15 protein-coding genes are annotated in these 19,797 nt (G+C 58.4%); 9 read left to right on the forward strand and 6 right to left on the reverse strand.

The features are described 5' to 3' along the window. The first annotated feature begins 31 nt into the window (after positions 1 to 31). The 3 genes from VXJ35_RS12920 to VXJ35_RS12930 all read left to right on the forward strand — a co-directional run bounded on the left by VXJ35_RS12920 (position 32) and on the right by VXJ35_RS12930 (position 2,667). Positions 32 to 910 (forward strand): HDOD domain-containing protein, encoded by an 879-nt coding sequence (locus tag VXJ35_RS12920; protein WP_064023499.1) that lies wholly within the window; start codon positions 32 to 34, stop codon positions 908 to 910. 95 nt (positions 911 to 1,005) lie between these two features. Further along, the gene (locus VXJ35_RS12925) at positions 1,006 to 1,350 is read left to right on the forward strand and encodes a hypothetical protein (RefSeq protein WP_064021874.1); all 345 of its coding nucleotides are present in this window, start codon (positions 1,006 to 1,008) and stop codon (positions 1,348 to 1,350) included. Between the two features lie 69 nt (positions 1,351 to 1,419). Continuing rightward, the gene (locus VXJ35_RS12930) at positions 1,420 to 2,667 is read left to right on the forward strand and encodes a hypothetical protein (protein ID WP_064021875.1); all 1,248 of its coding nucleotides are present in this window, start codon (positions 1,420 to 1,422) and stop codon (positions 2,665 to 2,667) included. Positions 2,668 to 2,672: 5 nt separating this feature from the next. On the opposite strand, the gene VXJ35_RS12935 is transcribed toward VXJ35_RS12930, so the two are convergent. The 3 genes from VXJ35_RS12935 to VXJ35_RS12945 all read right to left on the reverse strand — a co-directional run bounded on the left by VXJ35_RS12935 (position 2,673) and on the right by VXJ35_RS12945 (position 5,581). Then, the gene (locus VXJ35_RS12935) at positions 2,673 to 2,858 is read right to left on the reverse strand and encodes a YbdD/YjiX family protein (RefSeq protein WP_197488536.1); all 186 of its coding nucleotides are present in this window, start codon (positions 2,856 to 2,858) and stop codon (positions 2,673 to 2,675) included. Further along, the gene (locus VXJ35_RS12940) at positions 2,848 to 3,228 is read right to left on the reverse strand and encodes a PilZ domain-containing protein (RefSeq protein ID WP_064021877.1); all 381 of its coding nucleotides are present in this window, start codon (positions 3,226 to 3,228) and stop codon (positions 2,848 to 2,850) included. Before VXJ35_RS12940 ends, VXJ35_RS12935 begins: the two co-directional genes overlap by 11 nt. A gap of 91 nt (positions 3,229 to 3,319) precedes the next feature. Next, complete coding sequence (locus tag VXJ35_RS12945; protein WP_064021878.1) at positions 3,320 to 5,581, reverse strand: DNA internalization-related competence protein ComEC/Rec2; 2,262 nt, start codon at positions 5,579 to 5,581, stop codon at positions 3,320 to 3,322. A 231-nt stretch (positions 5,582 to 5,812) separates the two neighbouring features. Here VXJ35_RS12945 and VXJ35_RS12950 point away from each other — a divergent pair, with 231 nt between their 5' ends. After that, entirely contained in the window at positions 5,813 to 7,129 is a 1,317-nt protein-coding gene (locus VXJ35_RS12950; protein WP_082880907.1) for a PepSY domain-containing protein, read from the forward strand. Between the two features lie 704 nt (positions 7,130 to 7,833). Here the strand turns inward: VXJ35_RS12950 and ftsH are convergent. Both ftsH and VXJ35_RS12960 read right to left on the reverse strand, forming a co-directional pair. After that, the gene (gene ftsH / locus VXJ35_RS12955; RefSeq protein WP_082880908.1) at positions 7,834 to 9,765 is read right to left on the reverse strand and encodes an ATP-dependent zinc metalloprotease FtsH; all 1,932 of its coding nucleotides are present in this window, start codon (positions 9,763 to 9,765) and stop codon (positions 7,834 to 7,836) included. 445 nt (positions 9,766 to 10,210) lie between these two features. Beyond that, positions 10,211 to 11,392 (reverse strand): NAD(P)/FAD-dependent oxidoreductase, encoded by a 1,182-nt coding sequence (locus tag VXJ35_RS12960; protein WP_064023500.1) that lies wholly within the window; start codon positions 11,390 to 11,392, stop codon positions 10,211 to 10,213. 144 nt (positions 11,393 to 11,536) lie between these two features. On the opposite strand from VXJ35_RS12960, the gene ppdK reads away from it, so the two are divergent. After that, a complete protein-coding gene (gene ppdK, locus VXJ35_RS12965; protein WP_064021879.1) occupies positions 11,537 to 14,278 on the forward strand; it encodes a pyruvate, phosphate dikinase in 2,742 nt (913 codons plus the stop codon). A 37-nt stretch (positions 14,279 to 14,315) separates the two neighbouring features. On the opposite strand, the gene VXJ35_RS12970 is transcribed toward ppdK, so the two are convergent. Then, positions 14,316 to 15,479 (reverse strand): diguanylate cyclase domain-containing protein, encoded by a 1,164-nt coding sequence (locus VXJ35_RS12970; protein WP_231914742.1) that lies wholly within the window; start codon positions 15,477 to 15,479, stop codon positions 14,316 to 14,318. Positions 15,480 to 15,753: 274 nt separating this feature from the next. On the opposite strand from VXJ35_RS12970, the gene VXJ35_RS12975 reads away from it, so the two are divergent. The 4 genes from VXJ35_RS12975 (at position 15,754) to thiE (ending at position 19,796) form a co-directional block, all read left to right on the forward strand. Next, positions 15,754 to 16,275, forward strand: coding sequence for a transcriptional repressor (locus tag VXJ35_RS12975; RefSeq protein WP_054763252.1), 522 nt, complete (start codon positions 15,754 to 15,756; stop codon positions 16,273 to 16,275). A 181-nt stretch (positions 16,276 to 16,456) separates the two neighbouring features. Then, the gene (locus VXJ35_RS12980) at positions 16,457 to 18,412 is read left to right on the forward strand and encodes a BRCT domain-containing protein (protein WP_064021881.1); all 1,956 of its coding nucleotides are present in this window, start codon (positions 16,457 to 16,459) and stop codon (positions 18,410 to 18,412) included. After that, positions 18,409 to 19,188 (forward strand): hydroxymethylpyrimidine/phosphomethylpyrimidine kinase, encoded by a 780-nt coding sequence (locus VXJ35_RS12985; RefSeq protein ID WP_064021882.1) that lies wholly within the window; start codon positions 18,409 to 18,411, stop codon positions 19,186 to 19,188. The genes VXJ35_RS12980 and VXJ35_RS12985 overlap by 4 nt, the downstream gene beginning before the upstream one ends. Next, positions 19,185 to 19,796, forward strand: coding sequence for a thiamine phosphate synthase (gene thiE, locus VXJ35_RS12990; protein WP_064021883.1), 612 nt, complete (start codon positions 19,185 to 19,187; stop codon positions 19,794 to 19,796). The genes VXJ35_RS12985 and thiE overlap by 4 nt, the downstream gene beginning before the upstream one ends. Position 19,797: the final 1 nt, after the last annotated feature.

Consider the following 19,797-nt stretch of genomic DNA (forward strand, 5'->3'; position numbering starts at 1 on the left):
CCCTGCCGCTTGTCCGAATAAAGCAATGTCCATGACCGAGGCCGCAACCCATCCGCTCAGCGCCAAGCTGGCGAAAAACCGCTTGTACCAGGATTGCTTCAAATACATGCAATCCGATTCGCTGGCCTTGCCGACCATTCCGGACGTGTCGCTGAAAATCCGCCGCGCGATCAACGAACCCAGCGCCAACAGCAACAAGATCGCTCGCGTGGTGCAAATCGACCCCAGCATCACCGCCCGGCTGGTCAAGATATCGAACAGCCCGCTCTACCGCGGCCGGCGCCGCATCGAAAGTTGCCCGGAAGCCTTGACCCGGCTGGGCTTAAAAGCGGCCCAGGACATCATCACCGCCTTTGCCTTGAAAGCCGTGTTCAATGCCCGTTCGCCGGTGATCCGCCGCAGAATGCAGGAGCTGTGGGCCCACAGCAGTTACGTCGCGGCGATCAGCGCGGTGCTGGCGCACAAGACGCCCGGCTTCGATCCGGACCGGGCCATGCTGGCCGGCCTGATCCACGACATCGGCGTGGTGCCGATCCTGGCTTACGCCGACCGCCAGCCCGACATTCTCGACAATCCGGGCGATCTGGCCGAAGCCGTACGCGAGTTGCGCAGCCCGATCGGGGTGCAGATCGTGCGCAAATGGGATTTTCCGGCCGATTTCGAAGATGTGGTCATCCACGCCGAAAACTGGCGGCGCGACAGCGGCGCCTCGGCCAGCTACAGCGACATCGTGATGATTTCGCAACTGCACAGTTTCATCGGCAAGGTCGACGTCAAACAAATGCCGAAGATGGACGAACTGCCGGCCTACAAAAAACTGGCGGCCGGGAACCTGGACGCCGATCTCAGCATCAACATTCTCGACCAGGCCAAGGACGAGATCGAACACATCCGGCAAATGCTGACTTAATCCGCCGTTTTTGGTTGCGGCGATTGGCTTTGGCGCCGGGTTGCGGAATAATCCCGCCGGCAAACTTCCGTTTAAATCCGCCATGGAGACAGCGAATGAAAATTACCGTTTTAGCGACCACCGCCCTGCTGGCAATATCCAGCAGCATGACGACAGCCGGCACTCTAGGTAACGGTACCTGGGTTCCCGCCGCATGCGGTACGCCGCCGGAAACGCCGGTCGTCGACGACAGCGATGTCGACGCCTTCAATAAGAGCATTGCCGCAATCAACACCTGGCAACAAAAGTCGCGCGACTATTTCGAGTGCATGATCAAGGAGGCCAACGCCGATAATGCCACCATCGCCGACAGCGCCAACCAGGCCCAAGCCAAATACCGGGAAACCGTGGAAAAAGTCGGCGCCCAGGCCGACGCCGCGAAGAAAAAGCTGGATAAATAGCGCACCCGGCGCGGCAACCCCGGCCCGCAACCGGCAACAACCAAGCAACCCTGCCCGTAAACGCAACACATGAAAATACTCAAACTGAAGCTGCCGCTATTGGCGCTGGCACTGTTATCGTCCGGCTGCGCCAGTATCGGCAAAGGCATCACCGAAGCCATCCTGGAAAAACAGGAAGAAGAAGATACCCGCATCTGCGAGATCAAAGGCGAAAAATTCGGCGGCATCAAACCGCAGTTGGAAATCGCCAACCGGAAAATGAAATTGTTGATGGTGCACGGCGTCGGCAACCATTTGCCGGGCTATTCCACCCAGTTTATGGAAAAGTTGGCAAAGGAATTGGACCTGACTGTCACTTCCCGGAATGTGAAAAACATCCGTTTGACCGACGCCAAGGGCCCGGAGCGGCCGCTGGGCAATTTGCGCATCAACCGCTATCTGAACGCCGACCGAACCCAGGAAATGCTGTTCTACGAACTGACCTGGTCCGAGATCAGCGCCAAAGACAAGGAAGTTTTGTCTTACGACAATTCCGGGGAGCAGTCATTCCGCCGCGCCGAGGTCAACGACTTGTTGAAGAAGTTCTCCAACGATACCGGCCCGGACCCAATCATTTACCTGGGTGAGAAACGCGAAGACATTTTGTCGGCCTTCGCCCAGTCGTTTTGCTGGATGATACAAGGCGACTGGAACAGCCTGCCGGACGACGTGCAGCAAAGCTGCTCCACCAAAAACGTGACGCCGTTTTACAACGACAGTTACGCCTTCGTTTCCCATAGCCTGGGCAGCCGGATCACCATCGACGGCCTGCAGCATCTGGCGTCGAAACTGAGTAACGGTGACACCGCCAGCTATTACACCGCGTTGACCAATGTCCTGAAAAACAAGGAAGTGCCGATCTACATGATGTCCAACCAACTACCGATGTTGCAGTTGGGACGCGCCCTGCCGGAAGTCGCCAATCAAGCCGACGCCTATTGCAATAGCGATGGCGCCAAATACGGCGAACGGATATTGGCGAAAACCTCGGTGATTGCGTTCAGCGACCCCAACGATCTACTCAGCTATGCGATCCCGCACGACTTCGTCAACAAGTATCTGGATTCGCGGCTGTGCATTAACGTCACCAACATCAACATCAACGTGGCCCGGGTGTACGACGCATTCGGCTTGGGCAAGCTGGCCAACCCGATGGATGCCCACATCGGCTACGATACCGACGAGCGGGTGGTGGCGATGATCGCCAAAGGTATCGCCAACGACAAAACCTCGCCCGTCGTCAACGAACGTTGCCATTGGATCCAGACCATCGATTGACGGCGTCAGCAACAGCGTTTGACGCCGCTCCATTTGCGCCGGGTTTCGGCGGCGAAAAATGCCTTGCGGCTGAGCGGTTCGGCCTGTTGGCCGGCGTGCTCGGCCTGCCAATGCCGCAAGTAGCGTTGGTAGGCCGCGTCGCCGTTCAAATTGCGCCAGAGCTGCAGCCACGCCTGCGGATCAAATTTCATCAGCGGTTTCCGCATCGGCGTGCGGCGCGAATTTGACGCACTCGAACATCAAATCGTCCAGCTCGTGCTCCTGGTGCCTGTCGGCGTCGTATTGCAAGCCGCATTCGTGTTCTTGCTGAATGTGCTTGATCGTGCCGTGGATCGATACCGGCACGCCGGACTCCGGCAAGATGATCGAGATGCGCAATTCGGCCTCTTCGATAGACTGGCCTAAAGGCTCGCGCAAACGAATCTTGATCCCGCTGTAGCTCATGTCCACCACTTGGCCGTCGATCACGATTTCTCCGCCCGGCGGCGGCGGATCGATAATGATATGCGCGACCAATCCGGCCGGATTAAAACGTATTCTGCTACGGTTTTCGTTTTGCACGAATCTGTACTCCTGTGTTCGGTTTGCCAGAGTATAGGCACAAACCTCCAAACGGCACAATTGATCCGCGTTTGCGGCCCTAACAAACCGCCTAGTCCGCGTGCCAGTAACGCCGGCGCCGTTGCAGCTCGGCGAGCGGAGGTTGGCCGTTACCGAAAACTTCGATGGCGCCGTGTTTGGCGGTATTCATGACCGCCGCCGGTATGCGCCGATAGCGCTCCACTACCTGGCTATGCGGAAAACCGAAACGGTTGGCGTAACCGGCCGGAATCAAAACCCAATCGGGCTTGACCGCATCCAAAAATAACGGCGTCGACGAAGTCTTACTGCCGTGGTGCGGAGCCAGCAACAGCCGGCTGGACAGTTCTGCGCCGTATGCCGCGACCAACCAACGCTCGGCGGCCTGTTCAATATCGCCGGTCAACAACGCACTCTGCCCGGCCGCAAGCACCTGCACGACACAGGAGTTGTCGTTTTCCTTATCGAATGCCGGCTGCGGCGGCGCCAGCATGCGGAAGCGCACACCGTCCCAAACCCACTCCCGGCCGGCCCGACAATAGCTGCCATCCTTGCGCGCGGCCCATTCCGCCGCGCTGCTGAGCAGCGCTACCACCGGCACCTCGGCCAGCACCGAATCGGCGCCGCCGGCGTGGTCGTTATCGCCGTGGCTGACCACCAGCGCGTCGACCCGGCTAATACCGCGCCAACGCAAGTACGGCAACACCACCGATTCGCCCATGTCGTTGAATTCTGAATATTTGGCGCCGGTGTCGAACAGCAAAACATGTTCGGCAGTCTGTACCACCGCCGCTAAACCCTGGCCGACGTCCAATAGCGTCAACCAGAATTCTCCCGGTTTGGGCTTGGCAACGGGCGGAAAACATAGCGGAATCAGCAGCAACGGGCTCAGATACCGCCCCGGAAACCCGCGCGGCGCTAAAGCCAGCAGCACGCCGATCGCCGCCAGCGGTAAGGCATATCCAGTTGGCGGCGGCAAACTCAACTGCGCCAGCGGCAACCCGGCCAAGCGCTCTAGCAACCACCACAGAACCTGCAGTAGCGTATCCGCCAATTGGAATAATAGCGATGCCAAGGCCGGCCAAACCGACAACATCGCGACGGCCAGTAACGCCAACGGCACCACCGCCAAGCCGATCAAAGGCACCGCCAACCAGTTCGCCAGCGGCGCAATCAACGACACCTGTTGAAAAAACAATACCAGTAACGGCGCCAGTCCGATCAAGCTGGCCCATTGCGCGGCAGCCAGTTCCCGCCAGTAGCCGGGGCGGGCCAATCGGCCGGCCGAGACGTACAGCAGTAATGCCACGGCCGCAAACGATAACCAAAAACCGGCCGACAATACCGCCAACGGATCGGCGATTACAACGGCCAATAACGCCCACACCAGTACTTGGCCGGGCGCCGGATTGCGTTGCCAAGCAATCGCCGCCAGCACGACGCCGAGCATGACTACCGCCCTCTCCGTCGGCGGCGAAAATCCGGCCAGAGCGGCATAAAACAGCGCGGACAACCAGGCAACCACCGCTGCGGCCCGTGGCGGCGAGATTCCGAGTACGCCGGACCAGGCCCAGAGGCGGCGCATCGCCAGATAGACCCAACCGGCCACCAGGCCGATATGCGAGCCCGAGATCACGATCAAATGCACCACGCCGGTAATGCGGAATACTTGCCACTGGCTTTGGCTGACCGCGTTCTGGGTACCGATCGTCAATGCCTGCAGCACACCGAGTTGCGGGCTGCCGGGTAAGGCCGCAGCGATCTTGTCGGCAATCAGTCCGCGGCAAAGCGCCAGATAACGGCCCAGGCTGGCTGTGCCGGCGATCCGTTGCGGCGGCGGCTTGTTCTTGACGTAACCCGTCGCGCCGATGCGATTGGAGAACAGCCAAGCTTCGTAATCAAAGCCGCCGGGATTGAAGCGGCCGTGAGGTTTTCGCAACTTGACTCGCAATCGCCAGCTCTGCCCGGCCGCCGGCAGCGACTCCGGAGAGTACCAGGACAGGCGGATCTTCTGCGGAACGCCGTCCGCCGCGCGAGTGACGACAAAGTCGAAACCGGTGCGCTGTTCCTGAACCTGCGGCAGGCTGGCGATATAACCCTCGATTTCAACTTCGGCATTTTGGTAACGGTCCGGTAATTGTTGAGCCAAGCGCCAGGCGCCGAATGCGCAGGCCCATGCCAAGCCGAGCAACAAACTCAACACGGCATAATGGCGCCGGACACAGGCCAGCAATCCGAGCGTCACTATGCCGAACCATTCCAGCGAATTCGGCAATCGGCTGAATTGCTGAACCGCGACAATGCCGGCAAAGAACGCCAGGCTGTAGCGGATCATCTGGGATTTCCGCCCGGGAGGTTCGGAGCGGCCTGCAAGTTGAACTCTACCATTTAATCTACGCGGCTGAACGACTCGGCCAGTCTAGCCGATTTTTCGGCCAACCGCGGCCAGGAAACGGGTTAAACTGCGCCGATTTTTTTCCGATGCACTCGCCAACGAACAGAAAGCGCCGTAACGGCCCATGCGCCATGCCGCGATCGACCACTGCCATTTAGCGAAAACCCAACGATGCCCGAACCGCATTACCCACTGATCGTCCGCCCCCGCTTCATCGTCGACGCCAGAAAAATCTGGCGGCAATGCCATTTGCTGTTGGCGCTCGGCCTGGGGCTGGTTTTTGCGCTGATCGGTCTGACCGGCAGCCTCAGCGTTTACCGCGAGGAACTGGACAGCCTGCTCAATCCGCAGTTGCGGATCGAGATTCCGCAAGATGCTGTGCCGCTGCCGCCGGATAAAATTCTGGGTTCGTTGCGAAATGCCCATCCCGACCGCCACGGCGCCTGGACTCTGGAAATGCCGCTGGCGCCGGACCGGCCGCTTACCGCCTGGTTCGACAAGCCCAAGGAAAGCGTCGACGCGTTTTACGCGCCGTTGATGGTTTCGATCAACCCCTACACTGGAGCCGTGTTGGACAGCCGATTTTGGGGCCGAACCTTCGCCACCTGGATTCTGGACTTGCACGCCCAATTGCAACTGGACGCCGCCGGCCGTAACGCGATGGCCATTCTGGGCGGTTTACTGATACTGTCTACCGTCAGCGGCCTGTATCTGTGGTGGCCGGGCTGGCGAAATCTGGCCGGCGCTTTCCGCCTCCGCCGCGACGGTAGCCTGATCCGGCTGATATTCGACTTCCACCGCTGGTTGGGCTTAGCGACCGCCGGATTTTTGCTGTTACTGGCGTTCACCGGCCTGCATTTGGCTTATCCGCCGCTGTTGGAAAGCCTGACTTCGGCGGAAGGCATGGGCCACGGCGATGCCGGTTCCAACGTGCGCAGTACCGCGGTGCCGAACCAGCGGCCGGTAACGCTAGCCGAAGCAATTTTGGTTGCGCGCGGACCGTTTCCCAGTTCCGAGGTCAGGCGGGTAACCACCCCGGCCGGCGAACTGGGCGTATATCGCGTCAATCTGCGCCAGCGCGACGAAATCAACCAACACCACCCGTTCACCACGGTCTGGGTCGACCGTTGGAGCGGCCAAATCAGAGACGTACGCAATCCGCACCGGTTTTCGCCGGGCCAGACGTTCACGGTCTGGCTATGGCCTTTGCATACCGGCGAAGCCTTCGGCGCCGGCGGCCGGTTTTTGTGGTTCTGCGCCGGTTTGGCCCCTGCCCTGTTGTTCCTTTCCGGCTTATTGCATTGGCTGTATCGGCACGGCTGGATCGCGGACCGCCATGTCGATTGGCCGGCGTTGGCCGGCAAAATCCGGCGCAAAACAGCAAACGCCGCGACGCAAGCCGGAGCAATCTGGGCCGTGCAGTGGCCGCGGATACAAACCTGGAGTGGCAAAGCGGCGAGAAAAATGTTGAACCGGTTGCGGCGTTAACCGGAACGCGGTATCGGAGTTTGCCGGCGCGAGCCGGCAGCAGCGGGGGAGCGACAGGCTGCACTCGGCAGTAGCCGGTGGCTAGCCCGCCGTCCGCGCCGGCGGTAACCTATCTTCTGTCAGCCCTTAATATCGACGACAAGGGCCGACCGCAATGGGCGCAAACGAAATTGCCGGTAGGCAAGCCCAATACGAATTCTTTCGCCAAAGACGAGTGGCTGCAGTCGCCGTCGTGATTTTTGTTTGCCGTGTCGTTTTTCTTGGTGTCCATAATCTTTGCCTCGCTATCGCTAAATTCACAATTCTTAAAGACTTTCCCTACGCATCGACAACAAGCAAAATATGTGCGCCTTTTGAATAATCAATAAAAAATAACCACTTTATGTGATTCAGCTCACAGCAAAAAGTATCTGTTACAGCAATGTGTAAAAATTTCCGACTAGACCCAGAGGCATAAATTTTCGCTGGAAAACGGCCGGTAACGGCCGGATTAACGGCACCGAAGACAAGATCAAATCGCATGCTTAACAACACGTTGTAAAATATTTCGACAAAACTACTTCAATACTTTTAATGTCGATTAATCGGCCGTACGCTCTAAGTCGGCAGATACGGCTTAGGCCGGGTTTGTATGATCCGGCGACACCGGAAAATCGGCAAAACCGGCCTCCGCTTCGGGCCGGACCGACGCGGAGGCCTGGCCGTCAGACGCCGCCGATCAACTCCAACATTTCCTCGCGCTGAATCACTTCCTTGTCTTGCAGCAATTCGGCGAGCTTATCCAGATGGCCGCGTTTACCGGTCAGAATCTGCTGCGCCCGGCGTTCGGCGTCCTCGATCAGACCGCGAATTTCGGCATCGACCACACGCGCGGTTTCTTCGCTGTAGTTGCGCTGTTCCGATATATCGCCGGCCAGAAATTGCAGTTGTTGGCGTTGGCCGTAAATCAACGGCCCCAGTTTTTTGCTCATACCCAAATAACACACCATGTTGCGGGCAATTTCGCTGGCTTTTTCCAAGTCGTTTTGGGCACCGGTGGAAACGCTTTGCAACGCCAGTTGCTCGGCGACCCGCCCGGCCAACAGGATCGCTAACTGGTCTTTCAGTTCCGCTTCGGTGGACAGGTATTTTTCTTCGACCGGCAGTTGCAAGGTAAAGCCCAGCGCCGACACGCCGCGCGGAATGATCGAAATTTTGTGCACCGGCTGGCCGGTCGGCACGTTCTCGGCAACCAAGGCATGGCCGGCTTCGTGGTAAGCCACCCGGCGCTTTTCCTCCGGGCCGAGTACTCGGTTTTTCTTTTCCGGGCCGGCCATGACCCGATCAATTGCGGCTTCGAAATCGGCCATGTTCACGGTATCGCGGCCGGCGCGAGCAGCCAGGATCGCCGCCTCGTTGGCGATATTGGACAAATCGGCGCCGACAAAGCCAGGCGTACGCTTGGCGACGATGGCCAAATCCACGTCTTTGTCCAATTGCATGGCTTTACTGTGCAATTTCAAGATTGCCACCCGGTCCAACTGGTCGGGCTTGTCGACCACGATTTGGCGGTCGAAGCGGCCGGCCCGCAACAAGGCCTTATCCAAAATTTCCGGCCGGTTGGTCGCGGCCATCACCACGACGCCGGAAGCGGCGTCGAAGCCGTCCATTTCGGTCAATAACTGGTTCAAGGTCTGCTCGCGTTCGTCGTTGCCGCCCATCACCACCGGCCCGCCGCGGGAGCGGCCGATCGCATCGAGTTCGTCGATAAAGATGATGCAGGGCGCTTTTTGCCGGGCTTGTTCGAACAAATCGCGCACCCGCGCGGCGCCGACGCCGACGAACAGCTCGATGAATTCGGAAGCGCTGATATTGAAGAACGGCACGCCGGCTTCGCCGGAAACGGCCCGCGCCAGCAGGGTTTTGCCGGTACCCGGCGAACCGACCAGCAACACGCCCTTCGGCATCCGCCCGCCCAGCTTTTGCAGTTTTTCCGGCGCCTTTAGAAAATCGATGGTTTCCTTCAGTTCCTGTTTAGCGCTATCGGCACCGGCCACGTCGTCGAAGGTGGTTTTCGAGGTTTCCTGCTGGATGCGCATCTTGTTGCCCAGATTCAGAAAACCGCGGCCGCCGCCACCGGCCATTTTCGGCAACAGCCACATCCAGATGCCGGCAAAAATCGCGATCGGAATGATCCAATTGAACAGCAGGCTGCTGGCCCAGTTATCGCCGCTCCTGACCACATACTCGACCTTATGCGCCTGCAGGTTTTTGACCAAGGCCTCGTCCCACAGCGGTATCGTGAAAAACTGCTTGCCGATTTTCTTGTCTTCCTGCTTCAACGTGCCGTTGATGAAGCGCTGGGTAACCACGGCATTTTCCACTTTGTCTTCGTTGACCAGAGCGATGAACTGGCTGTAAGGAATTTCGTGGCCTTGGATGCGTTCGCCGCCGGCAAAAATCGACAACAGGAAGATACCCAGCAGCAGATACAACCAGAACCGCGACGGCTTCGGCGCTTCGTTGCCGGACTGGCCGGCGTTATTCGCATTTTTGGCGTTAAAAGCTTGCCAACGCGCTTGCAGCCAAGCCCAGGCAGCGGTTAGCCATTCGACCGCAAGCCGGTAAATCTCGCCGATTTTTTGCTTATCTATCATGAGCTTCGCCCTCGTTATAATGTTTGTGCCCGAATTACTCTACCCCAGTTTTACCGGAAATTGTCGACTATTCAAGCAGCACCTGCCTACGTTCGAATCGCTGAACGCACTGCGGGGCTTGTATTACGCAAGCAGTCGGCCGGGGCCTGTCGCTAATTTCCGGAAATTCGGCACCCCGCTGGCGTCTGGCAAGCCAGAATCCAAACGATCAAAATTATTTTGCTGGCAATGCCGGCTATACCCGTCTCGACTTCCTGTTCTCGAGCCTGCTTCAGTCCTGAAAAACAAATTGAAATTCACTAACAAGCGACGATTCCGCACAACTTGTGAAGCGATAAAAACTACGAGATTTTGCCGCCTGTCTAGTTTTAAACGGCTTCGAATTGGCAAAACGGCATAACCGGCCACCGAACGACGCTTTTACCAAACAGGTATTCAGAACCGGTCAGACATATTGCCCCGCACACCATCCGGACGACCAGGCCCATTGAAAATTGTAACCGCCCAACCAACCGGTCACGTCCAGCACTTCGCCGACAAAATACAGATTCGGTACCTGCAAACTTTGCAGAGTCTTCGACGACACGCTGTCGCAATCGACGCCGCCGACAGTCACTTCGGCGGTCCGGTAACCTTCGCTAGCGTTCGGTTTAACGCTCCAGCCATGCAAGCGTTCGGCGACGGCGGCGATTTGTTTGTCCGAACAGTTTGCGGCCGCAGCCGCCAGCAAATTCTGGTCAAGCAAGGCTTGCAGCAAGCGTTTGGGCAGGTATTCGCCGAGCGAATTCTGTAGCTTGGCCTTGCTGCCGGCGCTACGCTCGGCTCGCAAGCGCTCGCCGATATCCAGATCCGGCAGCAAGTCGATCGTTAACGCCTCGCCCGGCCGCCAATACGACGATATTTGTAAAATCGCCGGGCCGCTCAAACCCCTATGGGTGAACAGCAAATTTTCCCGGAAACTGCGCCCGCCGTAATCGACCCGGCACGGAACGGCAATTCCGGATAGCGGCGCAAAACGATGGCTGTCGTCGTCCTGCCAGGTCAACGGCACCAGACCGGCCCGAGTCGGCCAAACCTTGATGCCGAATTGCTCGGCGATGCGGTAACCGAAAGGTGTGGCGCCCATCTTCGGAATCGACAAGCCGCCGCTGGCAATGACGACACTCTCCGCCCGGCGCTCGCCGAGGCTGGTGTGCAGCAAAAAACCGCCGTTTGCGGCCACTTGCAGTTTGTCGATCCGGCAGTTCAATTCGATTAGCACGCCGTATTGCCGGCATTCGGCCAGCAACGCGTTCAGAATATCCTTGGCGCTGTCGTCGCAAAACAATTGGCCGTGCAATCGCTCGTGGTAAGGAATCCGATGCCGCTGTACGAAATCGATGAAATCCCACTGGGTGTAACGGCTCAACGCCGATTTGCAAAAATGCGGGTTATGCGAAATGTAATTTTCGGCTTCTATCGTGTAGTTGGTGAAATTGCAGCGGCCGCCACCGGACATCAAAATCTTTTTGCCGGGCCGGTTGGCGTGGTCGAGCACCCTAACCTTGCGGCCGCGTTTGCCGGCCTCGATGGCGCACATCAAACCGGAGGCGCCGGCGCCGACAATGACCACGTCTGAATTATCCATTCCGTACTGCTTGTAATGACATAAAAAAATCGGTAAAAAGTCCGGGTATTCTAACCGCATTTCTCCGCACGCCGCGGCGCCGCTCCAGGCCACGCGCCGCCGGCTTGCAAGCCATAGACCCTCACCACTTCGACAAGAGCGATAATGACTGCACAATACAGCTACTCATTCACCACCGGCGACGGTAAAAACAAAGCCTTACTGGGCGGAAAAGGCGCCAATCTGTGCGAAATGACCCAAATGGGCTTCAACGTACCGCCGGGCTTTGTCATCACCACCCAGACCTGCCTCAGCTACCTGGAACAGAAACGCTTGCCGGACGGCCTGATGGACGAAGTGCGGGCGCAAATCGCCGACATCGAACGGGTGACCGGCAAAAGTTTCGGCGGCGCCAGCGATCCGTTGCTGGTTTCGGTGCGTTCCGGCTCGGCCATTTCGATGCCAGGCATGATGGATACCATCCTTAACTTGGGCTTGAACAAGCAGACCCTGGCCGGTCTGATCGAGGAAACCTCCGACCCGCGTTTTGCTTACGACGCCTACCGCCGCTTTATCCAACTGTTCGGCAAGGTTGCGCTCGGCATCGACGACGAGAAATTCGATATGCATTTCAACAACGTCAAACGTGCCGCCGGCATCAAGGCCGACGTCGCCTTGAGCGCCGACCAGTTACAGGAAATCAGCGAATTGTTCTTGATGGTCGTCCACGAAGAAACCGGCCGGCCGTTTCCGGAGGACGTCTACCAGCAATTGGAGATTGCGATCTGCGCGGTATTCAATTCCTGGACAGGCAAGCGCGCGGTCGATTACCGCCGCGAATTCCACATCACGCCCGACATTGCCAACGGCACGGCGGTCAACATCGTGACGATGGTGTTCGGCAACATGGGCGACGACTGCGCCACCGGCGTCGGCTTCACCCGTAACCCCGGCACCGGCGAAAACGAGATGTACGGCGAATATTTGGTCAACGCCCAAGGCGAAGACGTGGTCGCCGGCATCCGCACGCCGAAACCGGTACACGAGATGGCCAAAGAAATGCCGGAGCAATACCGGCAACTGGTGGAATTGCGCAACAAATTGGAAGCGCATTACCACGAAGTCCAGGACTACGAGTACACCATCGAACGCGGCGTGTTGTACTGCCTGCAAACCCGCAACGGCAAGATGAACGCGGCGGCGATGGTAAAAACCTCGATAGACATGGTCAGCGAGGGCTTGATCAACAAAGAGCAAGCGTTATTACGCATCAATCCGGAGTTGTTGGAGCAATTGCTGCATCCGCAATTGGCGCCGGACCACAACAACAAACCGATCGCCACCGGCCTGCCGGCTTCTCCCGGCGCGGCCTGCGGCCATTGCGTATTCGACGCCGATAGTGCCGTCCGCCTAGCAAAAACCGGCCAGGATCTAATCCTGTTGCGGGAAGAAACCAAACCGGAAGACATTCACGGCTTCTTTGCCGCCCAAGGCGTACTGACCAGCCGCGGCGGCAAAACTTCGCACGCCGCGGTCGTGGCCCGCGGCATGGGCAAAGCCTGCGTCGCCGGCGCCGAGGATATCAAGGTCGACGTACGGGCGCGGCTGGCCATCGTCGGCGACATCCATATCAAGGAAGGCGATCTGATCACGATAGACGGCAGTAACGGCAATATTTACCTGGGCCGGATTCCGACCATCGCGCCGCGCTTTTCCGAGGAACTGAAAATCTTGCTGGGTTGGGCCGACGAAGTCGCCCGCCTAAGGGTTCACGCCAACGTCGACACACCGGAAACCGCGCGGCTGGCGGTAAGTTACGGTGCCAAAGGTATCGGTTTGTGCCGTACCGAACGCATGTTCAACGCCGCCGACCGCCTGCCGCTGGTAGTCGATATGATTCTGGCCCACAACACCGAAGAGCGGGAAGCGGCGCTGGCCAAACTGTTCCCGATCCAGCGCGACGACTTCGAACAGTTGTTCGAGGCGATGTCGCCGCATCCGGTTACCGTGCGCCTGTTGGATCCGCCGATGCACGAGTTTCTGCCCAACGAACACCAGTTGACCGATGAGTTGGACGCCTTGAAACATTACCTGACCGTCGTCAAGGGCCAGCGGGTGACGCTGGACACGTTGGCCAATGCCGGCGATCTGCCGGCGCCGTTCAACCGCTTGAACGAAGACGTGATTCTGGAAGCGATTGCCAAAAAGCAGATGATGCTGGACAAAGTGCTGGAGCTTTACGAAGTCAATCCGATGCTGGGCCATCGCGGGGTTCGGCTGGGCATGAGCTACCCGGAAATCTACAAGATGCAAATCCGCTCGATTCTGGAAGCGGCGGCGCGCTGCATCAAGCAACGCATCCCGGTCGAGCCGGAAATCATGGTGCCGCAAGTCATCACCGCCCAGGAGTTGAAAAAGGTGAAAAGCTATGTCGACCAGATTCAGGAAGAGGTCGAAGCGCAGTACAAACTTAAGCTCAATTTTAAATTCGGTACGATGATCGAAACCGTCAGGGCCTGCACTCGGGCCGACCGCTTGGCGGCGACCGCCAGCTTCTTCTCGTTCGGCACCAACGACTTGACCCAGGCCACCTTCTCGTTCTCCCGCGAAGACGCCGAAAACAAATTCCTGCCGTTGTACGAAGAATCCGGGTTACTGGAAGACAACCCGTTCGAAACGCTGGATATCGAAGGCTTGGGCAAACTGATGAAAATGGCGGTCGAATTGGGCCGGCAACATCGGCCGGATTTGAAGATCGGCATCTGCGGCGAGCACGGCGGCCATCCGCGTTCGATCCGTTTCGTCCACAAATTGGGCTTGAACTATGTCTCCTGCTCGGCGCCGCGGATTCCGGTGGCCCGGCTGGCGGCGGCCCACGCCAAATTGCTGGAGCATAAACCGATATAAGCTTAAACAGCCGGCGCCGGAAACTGGCGCCGGCTGTTTATTCCCGGTAACGTCCGACCCGGTTCCGGCCCGATGCTTTGGCGTCGTAAAGGGCTTGGTCGGCACGATACAGCAAACCGTCGAAAGCCTGATCGTGGCCCGGAATAATGGTGGCAACGCCGAGGCTGATCGTGACGAACTCGGAAATTTTCGAATCCGGGTGCGGCATCCGCATGTTCTCGACCGCCTTCCGCAATATCTCCGCCAAAACCAGTATTTGTTCGGCGTCGCAAGCCGCGACCACGCAGAATTCCTCGCCGCCGTAGCGGGCGATCAAATCGCCGGGTCGGCGGAAAAAGCGCTTCAAGGTTCTCGCCACTTGCCGCAGACATTGGTCGCCTTCCAGATGCCCTAGATTGTCGTTGTAGGATTTGAAAAAATCGATGTCGATCATAATCATAGACAGCGGATATTGGTGCCGCAACGCCCGTTTCCATTCGCGTTTGACGAAGGCGTCGTAATAGCGCCGGTTCGGCAACAAGGTCAGCGAATCCAGGTAGGCCAATTGCAGCCGGCTCTGCGCCTTGTCCAGGCGTTTGCTGAGCCGGGCCTGCGCCAAATAGGACAACAGCAGCACGATCAAACCGATCAACGCAACGATGGTATGGGTAATGACCAGATGGTCGACCCGCTCGTTGACGAAACTCTCCAGCGTCGCAGCGGGTATGTTCACGCTGACGCCGCCCCTGACGTCGCCCAGCTTGTAGCCGTCCTGGTCGTGGCATTTCAAGCATTCCGCTTCGACCAGCAGCGGCGCCATGTAGCGGTAAAACGGTTTGCCGTCGATCTCGCCCGCGCCGCTGACGCTTTTCAGACCTTTCCGAAACCCGGCCAGAGCCTGAGCCTCCCAATGGTCGGGTTCGTTTTCCGGCCGCAGAGGCTCGGTGCTGGTGATATGAAAATTGATGCCGGTTTGGCTTTGGCTCATTTCCGCCAACTGCCGGGTCATGTACGCCGGATTGACCAAGGTCAGTTTGACGCCTTCCTTGGTTTCCAAATCCCGGTTCGGCACCTTCAGATAGGGATTGGGCTGAGTGCCGGCGTCGACGGGCACGTACACGCCGCCGTGCGAAGCATTCCATTTTCTGACCAGAATGATATGGTCGAAAAACATCTCGGCTTGGCGGGTGGCGATATTCTGCGCGTACTGTTTAGTATCCATTACTTGCTGGTATAGGTTCAGGCTAAGCAGCATTAGCCATAGCACCGCATAAACCAGGAACGTAATCCTTCTCATCAATTGCCTCAAAAAGTACTTGCCGCTGCGCCGCGCCCCTCACCGGCCATATATCCAACAACCATACTATGGCGCCCGGGCGAACGCCACCACATCATAGCAGCAGACAACTTCGATATGAATTGAAATGGCCTGATGATGCTGGCACTATAAACAAGCCGCACCGCCAAATGAATGAACCTTATCACTCTTCCCGCAAATGACCGAATCAGAACCCGAGCGTATCAGCCATCCGGAACACGACCACAACCTGTGTATTCGAAATGCGATAAGTGTAGCGGAACAGCTTTGCTTGTCACGCGGCGTACAGTTGACGCCGATCCGCCATAAAATTCTGGAGTTGATCTGGAACAGCCATAAAGCCGTCAAAGCTTACGATTTGCTCGACCAAATCCGTCCGGTCAACGATGCCGCCAAACCGTCGACGGTATACCGGGCGCTGGATTTTTTGCTGGAGCAAGGACTGATTCACCGGGTGGAAAGCCTGAACGCTTTCGTCGGCTGCCATTGCTCCGGCACCCAGCACGACCAGCTATTGCTGATCTGTACCGCCTGCCATACCGTCGAAGAACGCGCCGCCCCCGCCGTATTGAGTGCGCTCGGCACAGAATTAAGCGATGCCGGCTTCGTCCCGCAACGCAAAACCATCGAAATCCATGGCCTATGCCGATCCTGTAAATCTGTTTCTGCCGCAGCGTCGGAAAAAGCCGACAAACATTGATCCAGGTCAATGCTTATCAGCGGCAATCCCCTAAACTATAGCCGTGTCGAACGATTTCCTACCGTCGACATGATCCTCTTGAAAGATAGATACTCGGCGGGCGAGTTTACCTCTCCCGCCTTTTTTTTGCCCGACGATCCCCCTATAATCGCCGGCCTATCCTAATCCGAATCCTCCCCGCATGCTCAGCGACAGCCAAACACATCTGCTCCGCCAAGCCGGAGCCGTGTTGCAGGACATCGGCGAACACCGCTTTTGCGAGCTGTGCCGCCATCCGCAACAAATCGAATCGGCCGGCGACGGCGAACTGGTCGCCTTTCTGAGAATCGCTAACGCCCTCTACCGCGGCGGCGAGCCGGCCATCAGCGACAGTGACTACGATTTCATCTTTCTGGCCGAGTTAAAAAAACGCCAGCCCGACCATCCGTTGTTGCACGAGGTGGAACCGGAGCCGGCTTTCGCCGGCAAAACCGTCGACCTGCCGGTCATGATGCTGTCCACCGACAAGGCTTACAGCCGCGACGAAGTGGAACGCTGGGCGGCACGCATCGAAAAAGCGGCCGAGGAACTGGGCAAAAACTTTGCCGCGCTGAACTTCAAGATCACGCCGAAGCTGGACGGCTACGCCGCCTACGACGACGGCCAGATGCTTTATACCCGCGGCGACGGCCGTAAAGGCCAGGACATCAGCCGCGTATTCGAACGCGGCTTGCAGGTCGCCAACCAAGGCCGACGCGGGCTGGGTGCCGGCGAAATCGTAGTCAGCCGCAGTTATTTCGACCGCAATCTGGCCGACTTTTTCGACAACCCGCGGAATTTTCAAGCCAGCGTCATCAAGGAAAAAGAACTGGACGAACACGCTCAACAAGCCATCGACGACCATGCCGCGGTGTTTTATCCGTTTGCATTGCTGCCTGCCTGGACCGGCTCTTGGGCCGAATTGATCGCCGACTTCGAAGGCCACGTCAAAACCATCTGGCATAAAGTCGACTACGACGTCGACGGCGTGATACTGGAAATTGCCGACGAGGAATTGAAAACCTATCTCGGCGCCACCCGCCACCACCACCGCTGGCAGTTGGCTTACAAGGAAAATCTGGAAACGGCCGAAGTCAGAATTCTGCAGGTCGTACCGCAAACTTCGCGCTCGGGCCGGATCACGCCGGTAGCCGAACTGGAACCGACCCGCCTCAGCGGCGCCCTCCTGTCGTGGGCTACGGCCCACCATTACAAGATGGTGGTCGACAAAGGCATCGGACCCGGCGCACTGATCCGCTTGGCGCGCTCCGGCGAGGTAATTCCGAAAATCGAGGCCGTAATCAATCCGGCCGAACCGGACATCCCCGAGGCCTGCCCCAGTTGCGGCCATGCTTTGATATGGGATAACGACTATCTGCTTTGCCCGAACAATCTGGCTTGTCCGGCGCAAATCAGCAACAGCATGGAGCACTTTTTCAGAGTGTTGAAAAACAACGACGGCTTCGGCGCAGCGACGATCAAACGCCTCTACGAACACGGTATCCGCCGCGTCGATCAAATTTACGCTCTCGATACCGAGCAATTCGAAAACATGGGCTTCGGCCCGAAACAATCGCAAAACCTGGTCGACCAATTATTGCGCAGCCGGCGGGAAGCAGTCGAAGACTGGCGCTTTCTGGCCGCGTTCGGCGTATTTCGGATGGGATTGGGCAATTGCGAACGTTTGCTGGCCCACCATCCATTGCAAAACATTTTCCAACTCAGCGAAGCCGACATTGTCGCGATCGAAGGCTTTGCCGAGAAAACCGCCGCGGTGATTACCGAAGGCTTCGCCAATATCAAACCCTTGTTCGATCAGTTGATGGCGCTGGGTTTTAACCTACAGGCCAGCCAGGCTCAACCGGACGAAAGCGCTCACCCGTTGGCCGGCAAAACCCTGGTATTTACCGGCACGCTGCACAGTGGCAGCCGCGACGAGCTCAGCAAACAAGCCAAAGCCAAGGGCGCCAAAGTCGGCAGTTCGGTATCGGCCAAAACCGACTATCTGGTAGCCGGCGACAACGTCGGCGCCAATAAAACCAACACCGCGCGCGAAAAAGGCGTGACGGTGATCAGCGAGGCGGAATTTCTGGCCTTGCTGCACGGAGACGGGCAATGAGCCGGCCGGTCGTATTATGTTTTTCCGGCCACGACCCGAGCGGCGGCGCCGGGATTCAAGCCGACATCGAAACCATCGCCAGCCACCGCTGCCATGCCGCCGGTGTGATCACGGCGCTGACCGAACAAGACAGCCGCAACGTCAAAAAACTGTTGCCGCAGCGGGCGGCCGACTTGACCAGCCAAGCGCAAACCGTGCTGGCCGATATGCAGGTCGCGGCCATCAAAATCGGCTTGATCGGCTCGGCGGAACTGGCCGAGGCGATTGCCGACGTATTACAAAGCTGTCCGCGAATTCCAGTGGTATTGGACCCGGTGCTGGCCGCCGGCGGCGGCAGCGACTTGGCCGGCCAGGGTTTGATCGATGCCATCAACAACCGGCTATTGCCGCTAGCCACGGTATTAACGCCTAACGCCAACGAAGCCCGCCGCCTGACCGGGCTGGCCGACCTCGACGCCTGCGGCAAGGCGCTGCGACACAGCGGCGCGGAGTACGTCTTGATCACCGGAGCCGACGAAGACTCGGAATTGGTACACAACCGCCTGTACCTGGCCGACGGCGTTAACGAAACCTTCAATTGGGAACGGCTGCCTCACAGCTACCACGGCTCCGGTTGCACGTTGGCCAGCGCAATCGCCGCGTTACTGGCGCAAGGCCTGGACCCGTTCAGCGCGATCAGCGAGGCGCAAGACTACACGTGGCAAAGCCTCGCAGCCGCCTACCGAACTGGCCGCGGCCAGCATAATCCGGAACGTTTTTTTTGGGTGGAATCATGAAACTTCCCCGCCGCGGCCTGTACGCGATCACCCAACCCGAAGGCAAAACCGCAGAACAAGTCATCGCCGAAGTCGAAGCGGCGTTAAAAGGCGGCGCGGTGCTGGTGCAATACCGCGACAAACAGGCCGTGGATGGCGAAGGCTTGGCCGGCCGCCTGTTACGACTGTGCCGCAGTTACCATGTCCCGCTGATTATCAACGACAGCGTCGAGCTGGCGCTGGCGGTCGGCGCCGACGGCGTGCATTTGGGCCGCGACGACGGCAACATCGCGGCAGCCCGAGTAAAGCTGGGGGCCGACGCGATCATCGGCGTGTCCTGTTACAACGATATCGCCAGAGCGACCGCAGCCGTCGCGGCCGGCGCCGATTACGTCGCCTTCGGCCGATTTTTTCCGTCCGGTTCCAAACCGTTGGCGGCGCCGGCCGAAATCGGCACGCTACGTGAAGCCAAGCGCAGCTTGCCGGTGCCTATCGTCGCCATCGGCGGTATTTTGCCGGAAAACGCTGGACAGTTATTGGCTGCCGGTGCAGACTTATTGGCCGTCATCGGCGGCGTATTCGACGGCGATCCGTTCGAGGCCGCGCGCCGTTTCCGAGCATTGTTTTAAT

It is taken from the genome of Methylomonas sp. DH-1 (assembly GCF_046097555.1).
Classification (GTDB): Bacteria; Pseudomonadota; Gammaproteobacteria; order Methylococcales; family Methylomonadaceae; genus Methylomonas; species Methylomonas koyamae.